The sequence below is a fragment of the Sphingobium sp. OAS761 genome, from assembly GCF_024168485.1.
In the GTDB taxonomy this organism is placed as follows: Bacteria; Pseudomonadota; Alphaproteobacteria; order Sphingomonadales; family Sphingomonadaceae; genus Sphingobium.
Map to the genome: position 1 here is coordinate 265080 of NZ_JALJVY010000006.1, position 15140 is coordinate 280219.

Sequence of the window (15140 nt, forward strand, 5' to 3'; positions counted from 1 at the left end):
TGGTCGACCGATCGTGCCAGTCTACATCGGATCGTCCATCAGAGCGGCGCAGTGGAGGGGAGCAGGACATGATGGCGACTTCTGCCGGAGCCGACGGTCCGATGGACATCCGCCCATTCGCGCCTCCAATCCAGGTCGACTCCGTCTACACGCCCCGACAGCACGAACAGTTGATGGACTTGATCCGTCACCATTGCCCCTGGCCCATGGTGACGAAGGGACGGTTCCAGAATGTCGAACAGATTGCAGCCTCGACCAGCGGCCGCATCGGGTCGCACATCTCGATGGACCATTTCATCGTCGCCCAGTTTCGCGGCTGGGTGGCCAGCCATGGCACGTGCTATTTTACCGAACTGGACGTTGATCCGGATAACCGCGATCGCTGGCTGATGACCACCGGCGATCGGGTCAACGCCATCTTGCACACGGACGAGCTGCGGCTGATGCTGCACTGGAATGCGGAGGTCTATCATGATCTGGACGATCTGAAGCTGCATTCCGACCATAGGGACGATCTGACCCACGACATGGTCGCCGAGATATTCATGGCCGATCTGCGGCGCCGGGGCATGGCCTTCGACCCCCCGGCCGATCCCTATCGGGACATGGCCTTCATCGGCGTGCTCAACGACGCCTATAATTTGTGCAGGCCGCAACGTTACCCACCCGGTACGGAACCTCTGTCCCTGCGCCGCCAGGCAAGTGCCGCATGACCGGCCTGCCGCCGCCGCTGGAACGGCCCGACATGGACGCGCGGGCAGCATTTCTAGCCTTGGTGGGCGGCTGGCAGCTGGTGCTGTGGACCACCCATCATCCCGATGGCATGAAGGACTATCCGTTCGGGCGGGACGCCGCAGGACAGATCATGTACAGCCCCGACGGCCATATGAGATGCCACCTGATGCGTACAGATCGGCCGCTCTTCGACCGGCCCAGCGTCTATCATGTCGATGACGCGGCGCTCGGCCGGTCGATGCGCGGATATTCGGGATATTTTGGTAGCTTTTCCGTCGATGCGTCGGCAGGAATCGTCACCCATCATGTGACCGGCGCCTGGTATCCCGACTGGATCGGCACCGATCAGACCCGCCGCTACGCCTTTGCGGGCGATCGATTGTATCTGGAAGCCGATGTCGGTTCTGATCTGGTGCGGATCGAATGGCGCAAGGTCAACGCACCGTCCGCGCGGGACCTCTGATCAATCGGCAAGGGCAACCCGCATCCGTTCCGACAGCGCCGGCGAAACGCGCAACGGGTTGAAATGCTCTGCAACGGACGAAATTTGCGCGCCGACAAAATTGAAGAAGAACGCGTAATCGTTCGAATAGAGGCTGTCGCCATCGAACCGTCCCTCCGACCGGACCGCCGCGGCCGCACGCTCGCCTTCGAGTATCAGCTCTTCGACCGTAAAATTGAGTCCGTCAGGAAATATACGCGCCAGCATTGCCGGCACGCGAAAATAGGCATTGCCTACCATCGGACCTGACAGGGTAGTCCAGAAAAGTGGAGCAGGGGCAAAAAGTGCTGGAGGAAAGGCCCCTGCCGTCAATCCATCGAAAAAGGCACGAACGGCTTGACGTCGCGCTTCATCAACGGGTTGGGATTGCAGGATCAAGCGTTCCCGCCGGTCATGTGCCGGGCCGCGACATAGCCGAAGGTCATCGCCGGACCGATGGTGACACCCGCACCGGGATAGCTTTCGCCCATCGCGGACGCGGCATTGTTGCCAACCGCATAAAGGCCAGGGATCGGCGCGCCGGCATCGTCGACGACCTGCCCGTTCGCGTCGGTCAACAGGCCGCCATTGGTGCCGATGTCGCCCGGATAGATGGGCATGGCATAGAAGGGCCCCTTGTCGAGCGGACGCAGGCAGGGATTGGGACCATGGCGGAAATCGCCATACATCTTGTCATAGGCCGCTACGCCGCGATGGAATTCAGGGTCTTCGCCCTTTGCCGCATGGGTGTTGAAACGGGCCACGGTGGCAGAAAGTGCGGCCGGGTCGATACCGATCCTCTCCGCCAGCTCGGCGATCGACCGGCCCTGCTTCAGGATGGAGCGAACCGCCTTGCTGTGCATCATGGTCGGCATCAGCGGATAGAGCGGTCCCATCGGGAATTTGTGGCGATATTCATGGTCGAAGATCATCCAGCTCGGATCGGCATCACCATGTTCGGCCTGACGCCGCGCCATCTGTTGCCCTACGATGTGATAGGAGGCCGCCTCGTTCAGATAGCGTTCGCCCTTCTGGTTGACCATCATGCAGCCGGGCAACGCCCGCTCGATCGTGCACAGCCGACCGCGATCCTCGCCCGGCACATGAAATACCGGCGCGGCCCAGGCCGATTGCAGGTTCATCGTACCGGCGCCGACCGCTTCGCCGGCACGAATACTGTCGCCGGTGTTGCTGCTGACGCCGCCAGAATAGCGCGCCTTGGGATAGAGCGGCGCGTTGCCGTCACGCATTGCCTGATTCTTGTCGAATCCCCCGGCCGCCAACACGACACCCTTGCGAACACCAATTCGTGTGGCCTTTCCGTCCTTTTCGATGATGGCTCCGGTCACCATGCCGTTCTCGCGCACCAGTTCCTTCAGCGGCGCGTTGAGCCATAGCGGCACGCCTATCTTGTCAAGCGACATCCGCAACCCGCCGACAAGCGCATTGCCCAGGGTCAGACGCCGGTCCTTGCGCGACGTCAGGCGGAAAGGGAGGTCGAACCAGTAGCGGCCCATATTGACGACCAGATTCTTCATCCAGCCCTTCATCCGGTAAAGCAGTTCGCTGGTTTCGCTGAAATGCCAGTTCAGATAACCGAACAGGCTGGCTGCCGGCGACGCGAAGCGCAACGTACGGATTTCATCGCCCAGGACCTTGCCATCGATCGGCATCGGCAGATGGGTGCGATAACCCGTTGGTGAGCCGCCCGGATTTTCCGCATGATAATCAGGATAGGGAAAAGCCATGTACTGAACCGGCGTATTGGCCATGACCCAGCGCAGCATCGGCGCGGCATTGTCGACATAAGCGCGGATATTGGCATCCGGCACGTTGTCGGCCGACAGTCCGCGCAGATAGGTAAAGGCATCGTCCAAGCTGTCGTCGAACCCGGCGGCCTTTGCCACGTCGCTTCCCGGAATCCAGATGCCACCGCCAGACGTGGCGGATGTGCCGCCCCACAATTCGGCCTTTTCCACAATCAGGACCTCAGCGCGATTATGCGCGCCTACCAGCCCGGCCAACAACCCGCCGGCACCGGACCCGACGACCAGGATATCGACCTCTTTGTCCCAATTACTCATTTCGACCATCCGATCCTTTGCATGCGATATAGGGGACCGGGGCGCATGACGAAACGATAATCGCCGCGCCGTTCCCCTCCCGCAAATGTCACGCGGACTGTGACTTTCCTTGCCATAATGTCAACTTCTTGCGTAGGAGGATGGCCAATATTCTACGATAATGTGGAGAGACGCTATGACGGAACTGAAAGGCAAGATCGCCCTGATCACAGGCGCGGGGCAGGGAATTGGCCAGGGAACGGCGCTGGCCATGGCCGGCGAGGGAATCGACCTGCTGCTGGCGGGACGAACGCTGGAAAAAGTGCAGGACACCGCCCGGATGGCGAGCGAAAAGGGCGTACGCGCCATTCCCGTCGCCTGCAACGTCAAGGATCCGGATGATCTGGCCAAGGCCGTGCAGACGGCAGTCGCCGAACTGGGTGGCGTCGATATATTGGTGAACAACGCGCAGGAAGTGCCGCTCGGCCTGCTCGACGATGTCAGCGACGAAGCCTTCGCCGCCGGCTTCGAATCCGGTCCGCTGGCATCGTTCCGCCTCATGAAGCTGTGCCATCCGCACATGGCAAAACGCGGCGGCGGCACCATCTTCAACTTTGCGTCTTCGGCGGGTATCCGCTGGGACATGGCGACCTATGGCTGCTACGGCGCCATCAAACAGGCGACCCGCGCCCTGACCCGGGCAGCGGCCGCGGAATGGGGACGCGAGAATATTCGCGTGCTGACAATCGCGCCGCACGCCGAATCGCCGGGGCTGAAATGGTGGATCGAGAATAATCCGGAAGAAGCGGAAGCATTTTTCCGCACCATTCCCCTGGGCCGCATCGGCCGGCTGGAAGAAGATATCGGCCGTGCTCTCGTTGCCCTTTGCCGGCAGGATCTGGGCTATCTGACGGGCGCGACCGTACCGCTCGACGGCGGGCAGGCGAATTTCGACTAAGGCGCGAATGATCAGGAGAGACTGACATGGAAAAGGTGATCTGCGCCCTGTGGGCTCCAGAGGGCGAAAGCCGGTCCGACTATGCCGCCCGTATTTTGAAAACGCTGCCGGCGGCGCTCAAGGCCGCGGGAGCGTCGGGCATCCGCCTCAATGTCCGCGATGCTACGGTGGACCCGGCCACTCCGCTTAACCAGCAATGGCAGGAGCAGCAGCAGGATGCCGTCGCGCAATTCTGGCTGCCGTCCGCCAACGCGATTTTTCGGGGGCCGGTGGATGCGGTGCTGGCCGACCATGGCAGCCGGTTCGAAGCGTGGCTCGTGGCCGAATCGACCATCATTCCCAATGCGGATCATGCACCGCAGCCCGGGCAACGCACATGGGGCTGGTCGCAGGCTAGCTTCATTTCCTTCCTACCGGAGCAAAGCTGGATGAATTCGGTCAAGCACTGGCACAGTCATCATGCCCGTGTCGCCATCGATACCCAGTCCAATTTCGAATATGTGCAGAACATCATCGTGCGGCCGCTGACCGACAATGCGCCTGCCTACGGTGCCTTCGTCGAGGAGTGCTTCCCGCTGGAGGCGATGACCAACCCCTATATATTTTTCGACGCGGTCGGCGATGAGGAGAAGTTCGCCCGCAACACGAAGGACATGACCGACAGCTGCGCGGGCTTCATAGATTTCGCCAAGATCGACATCATCCCCACCAGCCAGTTCGACTTCGCCGACTTGGACGATTGAGACAATGAAAAGGTGGTCGCGCCCCGCGCGCGATCACCACCCTATTGCGTCATCACTTCCATTTCGTCCCACAGCGGCGCGAACATGATGCGCAGAAGTTCCTCGTCCGCATAGACGCGCTCGCCGGTCAGTGCTTTCTCGCCGAAGGTCAGGATGCCCAGAATCCGCCACGACCGTTCGACCCCGTCGTCGCCCCTGTAACCGATCGTATATTCGATCGCGAGGCCCGTTTCCCCCAGCCAGTTACCGTGAACGACTGCCATTCCGGCAATCATGCGCGGCTGAACATTGTCGAAGAAATGCCGGTAATATCGCCTCGCTGCGTCCATGCCCCGCATTCGCAAACCCACGGGCAGCAATTCGTAGACCGGCTCCCCCTCCAGCGTAGCCAGGGTCGCATCGAAATCCGACGCGCCCTCAGCCATGACATGGGCATGGGCAGCGTCGATCAGGTGCTGGGCCGGCATGCCTATTCTCCAGTCAGGGTATGATTTCCCGACCCTCACCGAAAATCAAGGACGCGTCCTTGCTGTCGGTCGGCCCGGTAAATCCTCGCCAGCCGAGCTGTTCGCGCGCTTCCGCCGGTTGCAGGTGCAGGATCTCCTCGAACTTTCTTGTGAACAGCATGTCGGACTGCTGCCCGATCTCGTACCCGTAGGACAGGTTGCGATAGAGGGTCGGCCAGGCGCCCGGATAGTGCAGCATGGTCCGCGTCATCCAGGGGAACATGATGAGCGTATTCACGGTCATCAATGTGCCGGCCAGCTCCGCGCCCAGATGACGGAAGGCATTGCCCATCACCACGCCCGTGATGAAATATTCGGCGACCGAACCGAACCCGATCTCGCCCAGAATATGATAGCAGTCATGGGTCTGCCCCATGCGCAGGTTCCAGAAATCGAGTGTGTTGGCCGGCTTCCATTCAGGGTTCGCCAGGATGCGGGAATTGAGTTCGGGCGACAGATCGAATTCATCCATATAGTCGAACAGCTGGCGGCCGACCGATCCTTCCGGATATTGGCGCAGATCATCCTTGCTGTAGGTCGACACGAATCCTTCGGTCAGCCAGCGGTCGAATTCCGGATTTCGGGCCCGTTCCTTTTCCACAAGCCGCTCGGCAGCGTCGATGTCGCGCACTTCGTCGACAGCCTGCATCAACGTCGGCAACCCGTAGAGCAGGGGATAATCATGTCCGTTACGGCGAAGAGCTTCGGTCGCCGTCCATTCGCGCACCCGCGCATCGTTGAGCCAGGGCGATGAACTGACCAGCACGCTACTGTCTGTCCGCACCTTGCGCCGTCCGTTCAGGTAGAAAACGGGGTTCCCGCTCGTGACTTCATCGCCAACGGAATCTGTCGTCGGCCTGTGCGCTTCGGTTTCAAGGGTCATGGCATGGCTCCGGCTATATGGCGATAGGGAGAGACAATGGCCGCGGATTCGGCATTGGCCAGCAGCCTTTGCACCTTCACGGCATGGCGGAAATCGGGTTCGACCGGCCCGCCCCGGCGGATGGCATCACCCAGCTCGGCATAGAGCGTGCCGATGGCCGCAAGGGCTTCGCGCGAGGCGAAGCTGTTGGGATAGGCTTCATAGCGATCAGGCGAGGCCGGGATCACCGAACAATCAAAGGACGGTTCGATGGGTATGGGCGCCATCTGGGCCCCCCGCCGCGCGCCATGCAACACCAGTGATTCGACTGCGGGCAAACCGGGGTCGCGCGTCGTCAGCACCAGGCTGCCCTCGTGACCGTCAATCCGCCAGGTGCAACCCATGTCCGTCAACGACACGCCCGCCAGATCGACATTGAACAGCGCGCCGTCCACTAATATGCCATGAAATTTCAGATGATCGAATGCATCCCGGCTGACCGGTGCGCCGGTTTCATCGACGGGCGGCAGGTGAATGGCGCCGCGCATGGCGATGTCGACAATGCCGCCAAAATAGTGATCGAGGGCATCCAGCAGATGTCCGCCATAAATGGACAGCAAGGTCGTGCCGCCAGCGCGCATAGCCATGGCCCGCATCACCGGACCGAACATGCGGGCATTGAGGGACACGTTATGGACATCGCCGACATACCCGTCCACGATCATTTGCGCCGCCTGTCGCATCGCGGCCGAGCCGCGCAGATGCAGCCCGATCATCGCCTTGACCCCGCGCGCTTCCGCAAGCGCCGCCAGTTCCTCCGACTGTTCCAGCGTCGTCGTCAGCGGCCATTCGCAATAGACGTGCTTGCCCGCGTCAAGCGCCGCGCGCGCCACGTCATAGTGATGAGGCGCCTTGACGCAGATAGCGACCAAGTCGATGTCCGCGTGCCCGGCGAGAGCCCGGCCATCCGTGAACCAAAGCGGCGCGCGGAAAGCTTCCGACGCTGCGCGGGCGCTATCCTCCCTGGTAGTGCATACACCCTTCAAGACGAAGCCGGGCAACCGCTCGACCACCCGGCGATGCACGCCCGATCCCCACCCATAGGCAGGATTGGCACCCACCATGCCGACACGAATGACGCGGTCTTCTGCCATTTCGCACATCTCTCCGCATGCGCTCGTTTTTGAAAGCGTACTCTGAGTCTGGTTTAATGTACAGCAGCCCGGTCAGCCCGCAGATAGGCGAGCAATTCGGTGCCTATGATATCGAGGCTAGTGTTGGCTTCCGCCGGCTGTTCCCCCCGTGCGATGTCCCCGCACACCGCCGCGACCCGATTGAGCAGGAGCCGCCCGTGCGTGCGTGCGCGCGGAACAGGATCGCCCGCGCGCGTGGCCGGTGCAAAGCCCGATACGCCCCCGGCGGCAAGCGCATCCATCAGCGCTTCGGTATCTTCCAGGATTCGGGACCGGAATCCGCTTTCGAAAAGCTGCAACTGCGCGATCAGCGGAGTCACATACCTATGTTCGACGTACATCCCGACAAAATCGTCCAGCCATGATCGCATGGCGGCTGGATCACCCGAATCGACCAAGCCGGGGAGGCGCGCGAAAAGCGCCGCATTTTGGGGCGCTATCTCGTCATAGATCGCGAAGGCCAGATCGAGCTTTGATCCAAAATGATCGTAGAAGGTCGCCCGGCTGACGCCGGCCTGACGGATGATATCTTCGATCTTCGCCTGTAGATAGTTGGCGCGCGCGAACACATGCCGGGCCGCCACCAGGATCATCGTGCGGGTCGCGTCGCGCCGACGACGCAGATAGGCGGCACGCCCAGCCCCCCTCGTCTTGCGCGCATCCGGAACCCGCGTCATGTCGTCAGGTCAACGGCGTCGTGAGTTCGATCAGATGACCTTCCGGATCAGCCGCCACCGCTACGGTCAGGCCATGGACGGGGACATCATGTCGCGGGATCACGATCTTGCCCCCGCCCGCTTCGACGGCGGCCAGCGTCGCATCCAGATCGTCCACCGAAAATCCGGTCCATGCCGATCCCGCGACGGGCGCGGCCAGGTTCAGGTATCGAACGAGCAACAACATCGGACCACGCTCCCCGCCCGGTCCCGCGAACACAGCCTCTTCCTGGGCATAATCGCCGTCTGGCGCGGTGAGCCGGGTCAGCATACGCAGACCGATGGCATCACGGTAGAAAGGAATGACGCTGTCCAGATCAGCGACAACGATTTTGGTGAAGGTAAAGCGTGTCGGCATGACGTTTTCTCTCCCAACCGGGCATCAATAGGCAGTAACGCCGCCGTCGACCAGTAGCGGATGTCCGGTAACGAAGCTGGCCGCGTCGGAACATAGCCACAGGACGGCGGCGGCGATTTCTTCCGGCCGGCCCATTCGGCCCATCGGGGTCATGCCTTCGATCATGGCGCGCGCCTGCGGGTCGGCGGCGGCCTGCGCCGACATCGGTGTTTCGATGACGCCCGGGCAAACCGCATTGACGCGAATGCCGCATTTAGCCCAGCGCAAGGCGGCGTGACGCGTAAGGCCGACGACCCCGTGCTTCGCGGCGGTATAGGCGGGCTGCGACGGATTGCCGACGAGCCCGTTGATCGAGGCCGTGTTGACGATCGCGCCCCCGCCCTGTTGCAGCATCACTTCCGCAGCCTCGCGCATGCAATACATCACGCCCGTCAGATTGATAGAGATGGAGCGGTCCCACACGGCGTCGTCATATTCGTCGACGGTCACGGAGTTGATGCCGGCATTGTTGAAGGCGCAATCCAATCGTCCGAACCGCTCCACGGCGGCGGCGACCATGGCCTTTACTTCGGCGGGGTCGGCTACATTGCACCGCTTGTAGGCGGCGCGCCCGCCCAGAGCCGCGATCATTGCCACCGTTTCCTCGCCGTCTGCGTCATTAACGTCGCTCACCAGAACGGCGGCGCCCGAACCGGCGAAGGCCAGAGCCGTCGCACGTCCGATGCCGCCACCGCCACCCGTCACGGTCGCCACCTTGCCGTCGAGCCCGTAGTTGATCATGATTCTCTCTCCCTGAAACCGTTGGTCACGACTAGTCGGCTACGCAAACAGCGGTCAACACCGCCCATGCAAGACGGAATGCGTACAGCTGACGTCAGGTGACGGCGATAAATCCATCGAGCAGGATGGTTACGGCTCGCGCTGCGCAGGCGTGTCGTTCCGTCACACCAAGGGGCTGCGCTCCGGCGAAGAGGCGATTCCCCCGCGTGGCGAGGACCAAAAGCTGGCGAGCATGCCAGTCCGGATCATCCTGCAAGCCCAGGGCCGCGAGCCATGGTCCCAGCGACGAAAGCCAGGGTGCGCGCAGGATGGCGAAGACGTCGCGCGCAAGCGCCGGGTCCCGGCGGGACTGCGCCACAACGGCACGGTGCAAGCCGATCGACCGCACCGAGACGAGGTTGTCGAGTGCGGTCTCGACGAAGATGGTAAGCGCCGCCCGGTCCAGATGGCCTGGCAGCGGCGGCGGTACGATCTCCTCGATGCACGCCCGCGCTGAAAAGCGCATGGCGGCGGCAAACAGACCGGCCTTGCTGCCGAAATGGCGATAGAGCGTCCCGCGCCCCACCCGCGCGTCGACCCCTATCGCGTCAAGGTTCGCTCCCTCAAACCCGCTTTCCAGGAAATGGTTCGTCGATACTTCTAGCAAGGTTCGCAAATGCGGCGCCATGCCTTCGGCCGATCCGCCGACGGCCCTTGTTCCTGCAACAGTCGCCCCGCCCGATCGCAGACCGGCAGCCACACCTTGAGCGAACAAGGCGGCAACGCGGTTGGCACGGACAGTGCGCTCCGGAGCGGCCGGCGCGGGAAACCCCATCAACAGCGCGGGGCCCTCGACCGCAAGAGACCCGAAGTCCAGCGCGAGTTCGAGCGCAACAGGGCGCGAAACGCCATGATCTCGCGCGAAATGCTCCAGAGCTTCGCGCACGGGCTCCAGTCGTTGCCATTGACCGTCACGCAGGCTGGTCGCCAGGTCCGGCATGCGATGGGCAACGCCTACCGCGACCCAGAGCGTACTGAACAATCCCTGATCATAAGCGGAGTCCGCAATCGCCCGCGCCAGTCCGGCAAGCTCGACCGACGCCGTTGGTGCCCTGTCATGGACGGCAAGGGCGCGCGCCGTAAACTCCTCGCCAGCAGCATCCAGAGCCGCCCGGAACAACGCTTCCTTGTCGGGAAAATGACGATAGATGGTTTCCTTGCTCACCCCGGCGGCACGCGCGATGGCATCGATGCTGACGGGATCGAAGCCGCGATCCACGAAGTGGCCCCGCGCGACGTCCAAAAGGTGTCGGACGCGACGGGACCCCATGCCCGGCGCTGGCCTCTGGTCTGCGTTGGTCTGCCCCGTCCCCTGCATCATCCGATGCCTATAGCAAGATTGTGGCGCGTTGCATCGGGCATCCCTTGACCAGAACCGAACGGTCAAATACCGTTCGGTCAAACGTCCTTCTGGAGAGGTGCGGATGAGTCGGAATGCATGGGAGGAACGGCCGCTCGCGCCGTTCGGTATGGAAATAGACATTCGGCTGGATGCGCCGCTGCCTGACGGATTCGAACAGCGGCTGGTCGATCTGTTCGACCGGCACAAGATGCTGATATTCCGTAACCAGGTCATGACGGAAGCGGATCAGGTTCGCATATTGGAGAATTTCGGCCGGGTGCTCGGCGCGCATGGCGAATATCGCGAAATCTCCAGCGACGGCGCGCTGGGTTCCGGTCCGCTTACATGGCACAGCGACCTTGCGTTCACCGAGGAACCTTACAAGATCATCTCGCTGCATGCCGTGGCGGTCAACGACGGCGAAAGCTGGACCGCCTTTGCCAATAGCGTTGACGTCGCCGCGCGCCTGCCGGAAGAACTGGCGGGGAAAATCAGGGACAGGCAAGCGGTAACGGTGATCGCGCCTATCCAGTCCAGCCGCGTCGTCGATTATGACACGTCGACCGAGATGCCCCATCAAATTCGCCCGCTGCTGATCCCGCACCCCAGAACCGGCGAGCCCGTCCTCTACATCAACTGGATGCAGACGAGCCGGATCGAAGGCATGGACCGGGACGAAAGCGAAGCCACGCTCGCCCGGTTGTTCGACGAACTTTATCGCGAAGATCGTATCTACACGCATCATTGGAACAACGGCGATTTCGTCATTTGGGACAATATCGCGCTTCAACATTCCCGGTGCGATCTGACGGGCATGAACCCACGAAAGCTTCAGCGCATCGTGATCGCGGACAAGAGCTTCTTCGACCTGCTGCCGCAGTTTCAGGTCGGGGACAACCGGATCAGCGCCTGGGGATCGGGCGGCAAGGAACTGGTGCTGGACTGAATGGTCGGCATTCAAGGAGAGTGAAGATGGCAGGCGACATTCCATACCTCATGCGCGGCGTAATGCCCGTGGGCACTGACAGCAGCGTGCTTGTTTCCTCGTCCAAATATCTCAACGATGCACGGCTTCGCGACTGGGTCGCCAAAATCCTGCTGCGGCGGAACGGCTCCGACGTGCCGCCGCCTGCTGAAATGCATGAGTTCGTCCAGATTTTGAACGACATCCGCGATTTCGACGCGATCGAAGCCATGTTCACCGCCGAGCGCAAGGTCAATCCGGAATTGGACGCCTGGTTCGACGAAGGTTTCATATCGACATATGCGATCGAAGACTTCGAAATATATCCCAAGGGGTCGCTGGGCGGCATCTTTTACGATCAGATGACGTCTGGCGATTACGAGATCCAGATCACGCCCTGGAAAGAGCCCAGAACGCAGCTGGACTATTATAATCTAAGATCGGGGCAGACACACGATTTCGAGCACATTCTGTGCGGTGGCGGTTTCAATTTCATGGGCGAGCTCGTGCCTTACTGGTATCGCCTGACGAACGTCCCCAAACATATGCATGACCCGGAACTGGCGGGCGAACTGAACGTCATCCATATCTTCGGCTCGCTGCGATATACCGTACGCACCATGCTGCACTATCCGCAGGTTTGGCCGACAGCGGTCAACGCAATCCAGCGCGGTATGAAGGTGGGCCAGGCGAGTGACGCGCTCTTCATGAAGAAGCTGGAACCCGCATTCCATCTGCCGCTCGACGAAGCGCGCGCGGCTCTGGGCGTTCGCGGCGCGGAAGATGTGGATACCTCACGCGAAGGCGCCTTCTGGGCATCGGACGGCAAGACGCCCTTGGAACCGATAGCGGAAGCCGCGGAATGACAGCACGCTGCGCGCTGCTGATCCGCAACGGGACCGTGGTCGACGGCAGCGGTGCCGACCCTTTCGTCGCCGATGTCGCCATTTGCAATGACCGCGTCGTGGCCGTCGGCCCCTACGCCGGGGAGGCTGACAGGGTTATCGATGCGACCGGCATGATCGTCACGCCCGGCTTCGTAGACATCCATACCCATTATGACGGTCAGGCGATCTGGTCGGAGGAACTTTCCCCTTCATCGTCGCACGGCGTGACCACTGTCGTGACAGGCAATTGCGGGGTCGGCTTTGCTCCATGTCGCCCGGCCGATCACGACTTGCTGATCCGCGTCATGGAAGGCGTGGAAGATATTCCCGGCGTCGTCATGGCCGAAGGACTGGATTGGGACTGGGAAACCTTCCCGCAATATCTCGACGCCCTTGCAGCCCGGCCGCGCGACATCGATGTGGGCGCCTATCTGCCCCATTCCCCGTTGCGGGTCTATGTCATGGGCCAGCGCGGCGCCGACCGCGAACCGGCCACGGCGGACGATCTGGCAAGGATGCGGACACTGACACGCGAGGCCATGGAAGTGGGGGCACTGGGCACCGCCTCGTCGCGCATGATGTATCATCGCACCAAGGCGGGCGATCAGATTCCGAGCTACCAGGCCGCCGACGCCGAATTGCAGGCGCTCGCCGATGGAATGACGGACGCCGGGTCTGGGATCATTCAGCTCGTGCTGAATGCGCCGATGGAAAGCTGGGATAATGAACTGGACCATCTGATCGGGGTGGCAGAAAGGAGCGGCCGGCCAGCGACATTCACGCTTGGCACGTCGAACAACGGGCCGCCGACGTGGGAGCAGGCGATGGCCCGCGTTACCGCCGCGAATGAAGCGGGTGCCTATATCCGTGCCCAGGTGCTGCCGCGTCCGGTTGGGTTGATCATGGGTTTCGAACTGTCGACCAACCCCTTCTGCGCGTGTGCCAGCTGGCCCGCGATAGAGCTACTCCCCTTCGCCGAGCGCATCGCGCGCCTGCGAGATCCGGCGATACGGGCGGCGCTGACCAGCGAGGAACCCGACCCGCGCAACCTGTTCGCGATGAATGCGCGGCGCTGGGAATGGATCTTTCCGCTTGGCGACCCGCCCAATTACGAGCCAGCTCGCGCTGAAAGCATCGCAGCCCGCGCTGCGGCAAGCGGACAGGCCCCCGAAGACATCGCCTATGACCTCATGCTGGAACGGGGCGGCCATGCGATGCTCTATAATGCCTTGGGCAATTTTCACGACAACCGGCTGGACGCCATCCATGACCTGATGTCCGATCCCGGCACGGTTGTAGGACTGGGTGACGGCGGCGCGCATTATGGCGCGATCTGCGACGCCAGCTACCCGACCTTCCTGCTGCGATACTGGACCCGGGACCGGGCGGGAGCACGCCTGTCGCTGGCGCAGGCAGTCCGTATTCTGGCACGCGATCCCGCCGAAATGGTCGGGATGAACGATCGCGGCCTACTGCGTCCGGGCTACAAGGCGGACATCAACGTCATCGATATCGACAACCTTACCCTGCATGCGCCGCAGGTTCGCTACGACCTGCCCGGCGGCGGTCGCCGTATCGATCAGAGCGCAACGGGCTTTGTGGCGACGATCGTTTCAGGCGAGATCATTCGCCGTCACGATCGTCCCACAGGCGCGCGGCCCGGCCGTGTGGTGCGAGGCGCACAGGAAGGTCCCCGCCTGCCTGAAGCCGTGGCAGCGACGACCTGAAAAATCGGCGCCCCTAGTGGATTGATTTTGACATTTGCAGCCCCTGGCGGCTTGGCTGGGTCAGCCAATGTCAAAATCGTGAAATCCACTCGAATCAAATATTTCTAATGGTCCGAAGAGATTCTGACATTCGAGCGAGACTTGGCTTCGAACCGTATCAAATGCCTAGCCGGACCACTAGCTGTCGCGGCGGCGCGCGAGCGACAGCATAAACAGCGCGCCTCCCGTCACAAATGCGAGCCCGGTCAGGGTAAAGGCAAACAAAATGCCATATCCATCGCGCAGCGGCGCGATTACGAGCGGGTTCAGAAACTGTCCCAGAAACATCGCGGCCACGTTCACGCCCATGGCGCGGTCATGCAGTGGCTCAGGCGTTACGAGCAGCAGCTGCGACGCAACGGTCGGCTCTATGATCCCGATGCCGATACCGATGACGACAATGGCAAGAATGATCCAGCCGCCTCCGGGCGCCCATGCGGCGAGCGGAAGACCGATACCGATCGCGAGAGAGATCAGGACGAACATCTGGCGGAAACCCAGCCAGCGCCGTGCGAACCCGTAAAAGGCGCTGCAGACCGCACCCACGAGCGATGACAGCCCGATGTAGCGACCGATTGCCGACGGCGCGTCGATCCCCTTTGCCGCCAGCAGGAAGGGACCCTGGATCACCATCATGTACATGCCGATCGTATAATACCAACCTCCAATGATCCTGACTCACGTTGGGGATTCCCAAAGCGATGAATGTCTGAATCTATGGGTGCCGGTTGGAGGGCATTGCCATGG

Annotated in this window: 17 protein-coding genes; 7 read left to right on the forward strand and 10 right to left on the reverse strand. The window is 61.9% G+C overall.

Annotated features, from left to right (window positions below):
- Positions 1 to 68 precede the first annotated feature (68 nt).
- Both J3E64_RS10385 and J3E64_RS10390 read left to right on the forward strand, forming a co-directional pair.
- Positions 69 to 713 carry a hypothetical protein gene (locus tag J3E64_RS10385; RefSeq protein ID WP_253342676.1) on the forward strand — a complete coding sequence of 215 codons (645 nt, stop codon included), beginning with the start codon at positions 69 to 71 and terminating at the stop codon, positions 711 to 713.
- Positions 710 to 1198, forward strand: coding sequence for a lipocalin-like domain-containing protein (locus J3E64_RS10390; protein WP_253342677.1), 489 nt, complete (start codon positions 710 to 712; stop codon positions 1196 to 1198). Before J3E64_RS10385 ends, J3E64_RS10390 begins: the two co-directional genes overlap by 4 nt.
- On the opposite strand, the gene J3E64_RS10395 is transcribed toward J3E64_RS10390, so the two are convergent.
- The gene (locus J3E64_RS10395) at positions 1199 to 1615 is read right to left on the reverse strand and encodes a nuclear transport factor 2 family protein (protein ID WP_253342678.1); all 417 of its coding nucleotides are present in this window, start codon (positions 1613 to 1615) and stop codon (positions 1199 to 1201) included.
- Positions 1612 to 3300, reverse strand: coding sequence for an FAD-binding protein (locus J3E64_RS10400; RefSeq protein ID WP_253342679.1), 1689 nt, complete (start codon positions 3298 to 3300; stop codon positions 1612 to 1614). The genes J3E64_RS10395 and J3E64_RS10400 overlap by 4 nt, the downstream gene beginning before the upstream one ends.
- Before the next feature lie 175 nt (positions 3301 to 3475).
- Between J3E64_RS10400 and J3E64_RS10405 the strand changes: the two genes are divergently transcribed.
- On the forward strand, positions 3476 to 4237 hold the full coding sequence (locus J3E64_RS10405) for an SDR family NAD(P)-dependent oxidoreductase (protein ID WP_253342680.1): 762 nt from the start codon (positions 3476 to 3478) through the stop codon (positions 4235 to 4237).
- Between the two features lie 26 nt (positions 4238 to 4263).
- Positions 4264 to 4980: an EthD domain-containing protein gene (locus J3E64_RS10410; RefSeq protein ID WP_253342681.1), complete on the forward strand. Its 717-nt coding sequence runs from the start codon at positions 4264 to 4266 to the stop codon at positions 4978 to 4980.
- A 41-nt stretch (positions 4981 to 5021) separates the two neighbouring features.
- Here J3E64_RS10410 and J3E64_RS10415 read toward each other — a convergent pair whose 3' ends face one another.
- The 7 genes from J3E64_RS10415 to J3E64_RS10445 form a co-directional block, all read right to left on the reverse strand.
- A complete protein-coding gene (locus J3E64_RS10415) occupies positions 5022 to 5447 on the reverse strand; it encodes a hypothetical protein (RefSeq protein ID WP_253342682.1) in 426 nt (141 codons plus the stop codon).
- A 13-nt stretch (positions 5448 to 5460) separates the two neighbouring features.
- Entirely contained in the window at positions 5461 to 6369 is a 909-nt protein-coding gene (locus J3E64_RS10420) for a hypothetical protein (RefSeq protein WP_253342683.1), read from the reverse strand.
- A complete protein-coding gene (locus J3E64_RS10425) occupies positions 6366 to 7502 on the reverse strand; it encodes a Gfo/Idh/MocA family protein (RefSeq protein ID WP_253342684.1) in 1137 nt (378 codons plus the stop codon). Before J3E64_RS10425 ends, J3E64_RS10420 begins: the two co-directional genes overlap by 4 nt.
- Positions 7503 to 7555: 53 nt before the next feature.
- Positions 7556 to 8218: a TetR/AcrR family transcriptional regulator gene (locus J3E64_RS10430; protein WP_253342685.1), complete on the reverse strand. Its 663-nt coding sequence runs from the start codon at positions 8216 to 8218 to the stop codon at positions 7556 to 7558.
- 4 nt (positions 8219 to 8222) lie between these two features.
- Positions 8223 to 8615 carry a VOC family protein gene (locus tag J3E64_RS10435; RefSeq protein ID WP_253342686.1) on the reverse strand — a complete coding sequence of 131 codons (393 nt, stop codon included), beginning with the start codon at positions 8613 to 8615 and terminating at the stop codon, positions 8223 to 8225.
- 24 nt (positions 8616 to 8639) lie between these two features.
- Positions 8640 to 9395 (reverse strand): SDR family NAD(P)-dependent oxidoreductase, encoded by a 756-nt coding sequence (locus J3E64_RS10440; protein ID WP_253342687.1) that lies wholly within the window; start codon positions 9393 to 9395, stop codon positions 8640 to 8642.
- A gap of 94 nt (positions 9396 to 9489) precedes the next feature.
- Complete coding sequence (locus tag J3E64_RS10445; RefSeq protein ID WP_367398621.1) at positions 9490 to 10917, reverse strand: TetR/AcrR family transcriptional regulator; 1428 nt, start codon at positions 10915 to 10917, stop codon at positions 9490 to 9492.
- On the opposite strand from J3E64_RS10445, the gene J3E64_RS10450 reads away from it, so the two are divergent.
- Genes J3E64_RS10450 through J3E64_RS10460 form a run of 3 tightly spaced genes read left to right on the forward strand, consistent with a single transcriptional unit; the run spans position 10859 to position 14354 of the window.
- Positions 10859 to 11722: a TauD/TfdA family dioxygenase gene (locus J3E64_RS10450; RefSeq protein WP_253342689.1), complete on the forward strand. Its 864-nt coding sequence runs from the start codon at positions 10859 to 10861 to the stop codon at positions 11720 to 11722. The two genes, J3E64_RS10445 and J3E64_RS10450, sit on opposite strands and share 59 nt — an antisense overlap.
- 26 nt (positions 11723 to 11748) lie before the next feature.
- Positions 11749 to 12606: a hypothetical protein gene (locus J3E64_RS10455; protein ID WP_253342690.1), complete on the forward strand. Its 858-nt coding sequence runs from the start codon at positions 11749 to 11751 to the stop codon at positions 12604 to 12606.
- Positions 12603 to 14354, forward strand: a complete 1752-nt coding sequence (locus J3E64_RS10460) for an amidohydrolase family protein (protein ID WP_253342691.1) — start codon at positions 12603 to 12605, stop codon at positions 14352 to 14354. The genes J3E64_RS10455 and J3E64_RS10460 overlap by 4 nt, the downstream gene beginning before the upstream one ends.
- Positions 14355 to 14531: 177 nt before the next feature.
- Here J3E64_RS10460 and J3E64_RS10465 read toward each other — a convergent pair whose 3' ends face one another.
- Positions 14532 to 15065, reverse strand: a complete 534-nt coding sequence (locus J3E64_RS10465; RefSeq protein ID WP_367398623.1) for an MFS transporter — start codon at positions 15063 to 15065, stop codon at positions 14532 to 14534.
- Positions 15066 to 15140: the final 75 nt, after the last annotated feature.

What these genes read in the sequence shown, in the direction of transcription:
- J3E64_RS10430 (WP_253342685.1), bottom strand. Translation starts at nt 8,218, where the DNA reads ATGACGCGGGTTCCGGATGCGCGCAAGACGAGGGGGGCTGGGCGTGCC.
- J3E64_RS10460 (WP_253342691.1), top strand. Translation starts at nt 12,603, where the DNA reads ATGACAGCACGCTGCGCGCTGCTGATCCGCAACGGGACCGTGGTCGAC.
- J3E64_RS10390 (WP_253342677.1), top strand. Translation starts at nt 710, where the DNA reads ATGACCGGCCTGCCGCCGCCGCTGGAACGGCCCGACATGGACGCGCGG.
- J3E64_RS10415 (WP_253342682.1), bottom strand. Translation starts at nt 5,447, where the DNA reads ATGCCGGCCCAGCACCTGATCGACGCTGCCCATGCCCATGTCATGGCT.
- J3E64_RS10410 (WP_253342681.1), top strand. Translation starts at nt 4,264, where the DNA reads ATGGAAAAGGTGATCTGCGCCCTGTGGGCTCCAGAGGGCGAAAGCCGG.
- J3E64_RS10435 (WP_253342686.1), bottom strand. Translation starts at nt 8,615, where the DNA reads ATGCCGACACGCTTTACCTTCACCAAAATCGTTGTCGCTGATCTGGAC.
- J3E64_RS10425 (WP_253342684.1), bottom strand. Translation starts at nt 7,502, where the DNA reads ATGGCAGAAGACCGCGTCATTCGTGTCGGCATGGTGGGTGCCAATCCT.
- J3E64_RS10420 (WP_253342683.1), bottom strand. Translation starts at nt 6,369, where the DNA reads ATGACCCTTGAAACCGAAGCGCACAGGCCGACGACAGATTCCGTTGGC.
- J3E64_RS10450 (WP_253342689.1), top strand. Translation starts at nt 10,859, where the DNA reads ATGAGTCGGAATGCATGGGAGGAACGGCCGCTCGCGCCGTTCGGTATG.
- J3E64_RS10445 (WP_367398621.1), bottom strand. Translation starts at nt 10,917, where the DNA reads ATGTCTATTTCCATACCGAACGGCGCGAGCGGCCGTTCCTCCCATGCA.
- J3E64_RS10455 (WP_253342690.1), top strand. Translation starts at nt 11,749, where the DNA reads ATGGCAGGCGACATTCCATACCTCATGCGCGGCGTAATGCCCGTGGGC.
- J3E64_RS10440 (WP_253342687.1), bottom strand. Translation starts at nt 9,395, where the DNA reads ATGATCAACTACGGGCTCGACGGCAAGGTGGCGACCGTGACGGGTGGC.
- J3E64_RS10405 (WP_253342680.1), top strand. Translation starts at nt 3,476, where the DNA reads ATGACGGAACTGAAAGGCAAGATCGCCCTGATCACAGGCGCGGGGCAG.
- J3E64_RS10400 (WP_253342679.1), bottom strand. Translation starts at nt 3,300, where the DNA reads ATGAGTAATTGGGACAAAGAGGTCGATATCCTGGTCGTCGGGTCCGGT.
- J3E64_RS10385 (WP_253342676.1), top strand. Translation starts at nt 69, where the DNA reads ATGATGGCGACTTCTGCCGGAGCCGACGGTCCGATGGACATCCGCCCA.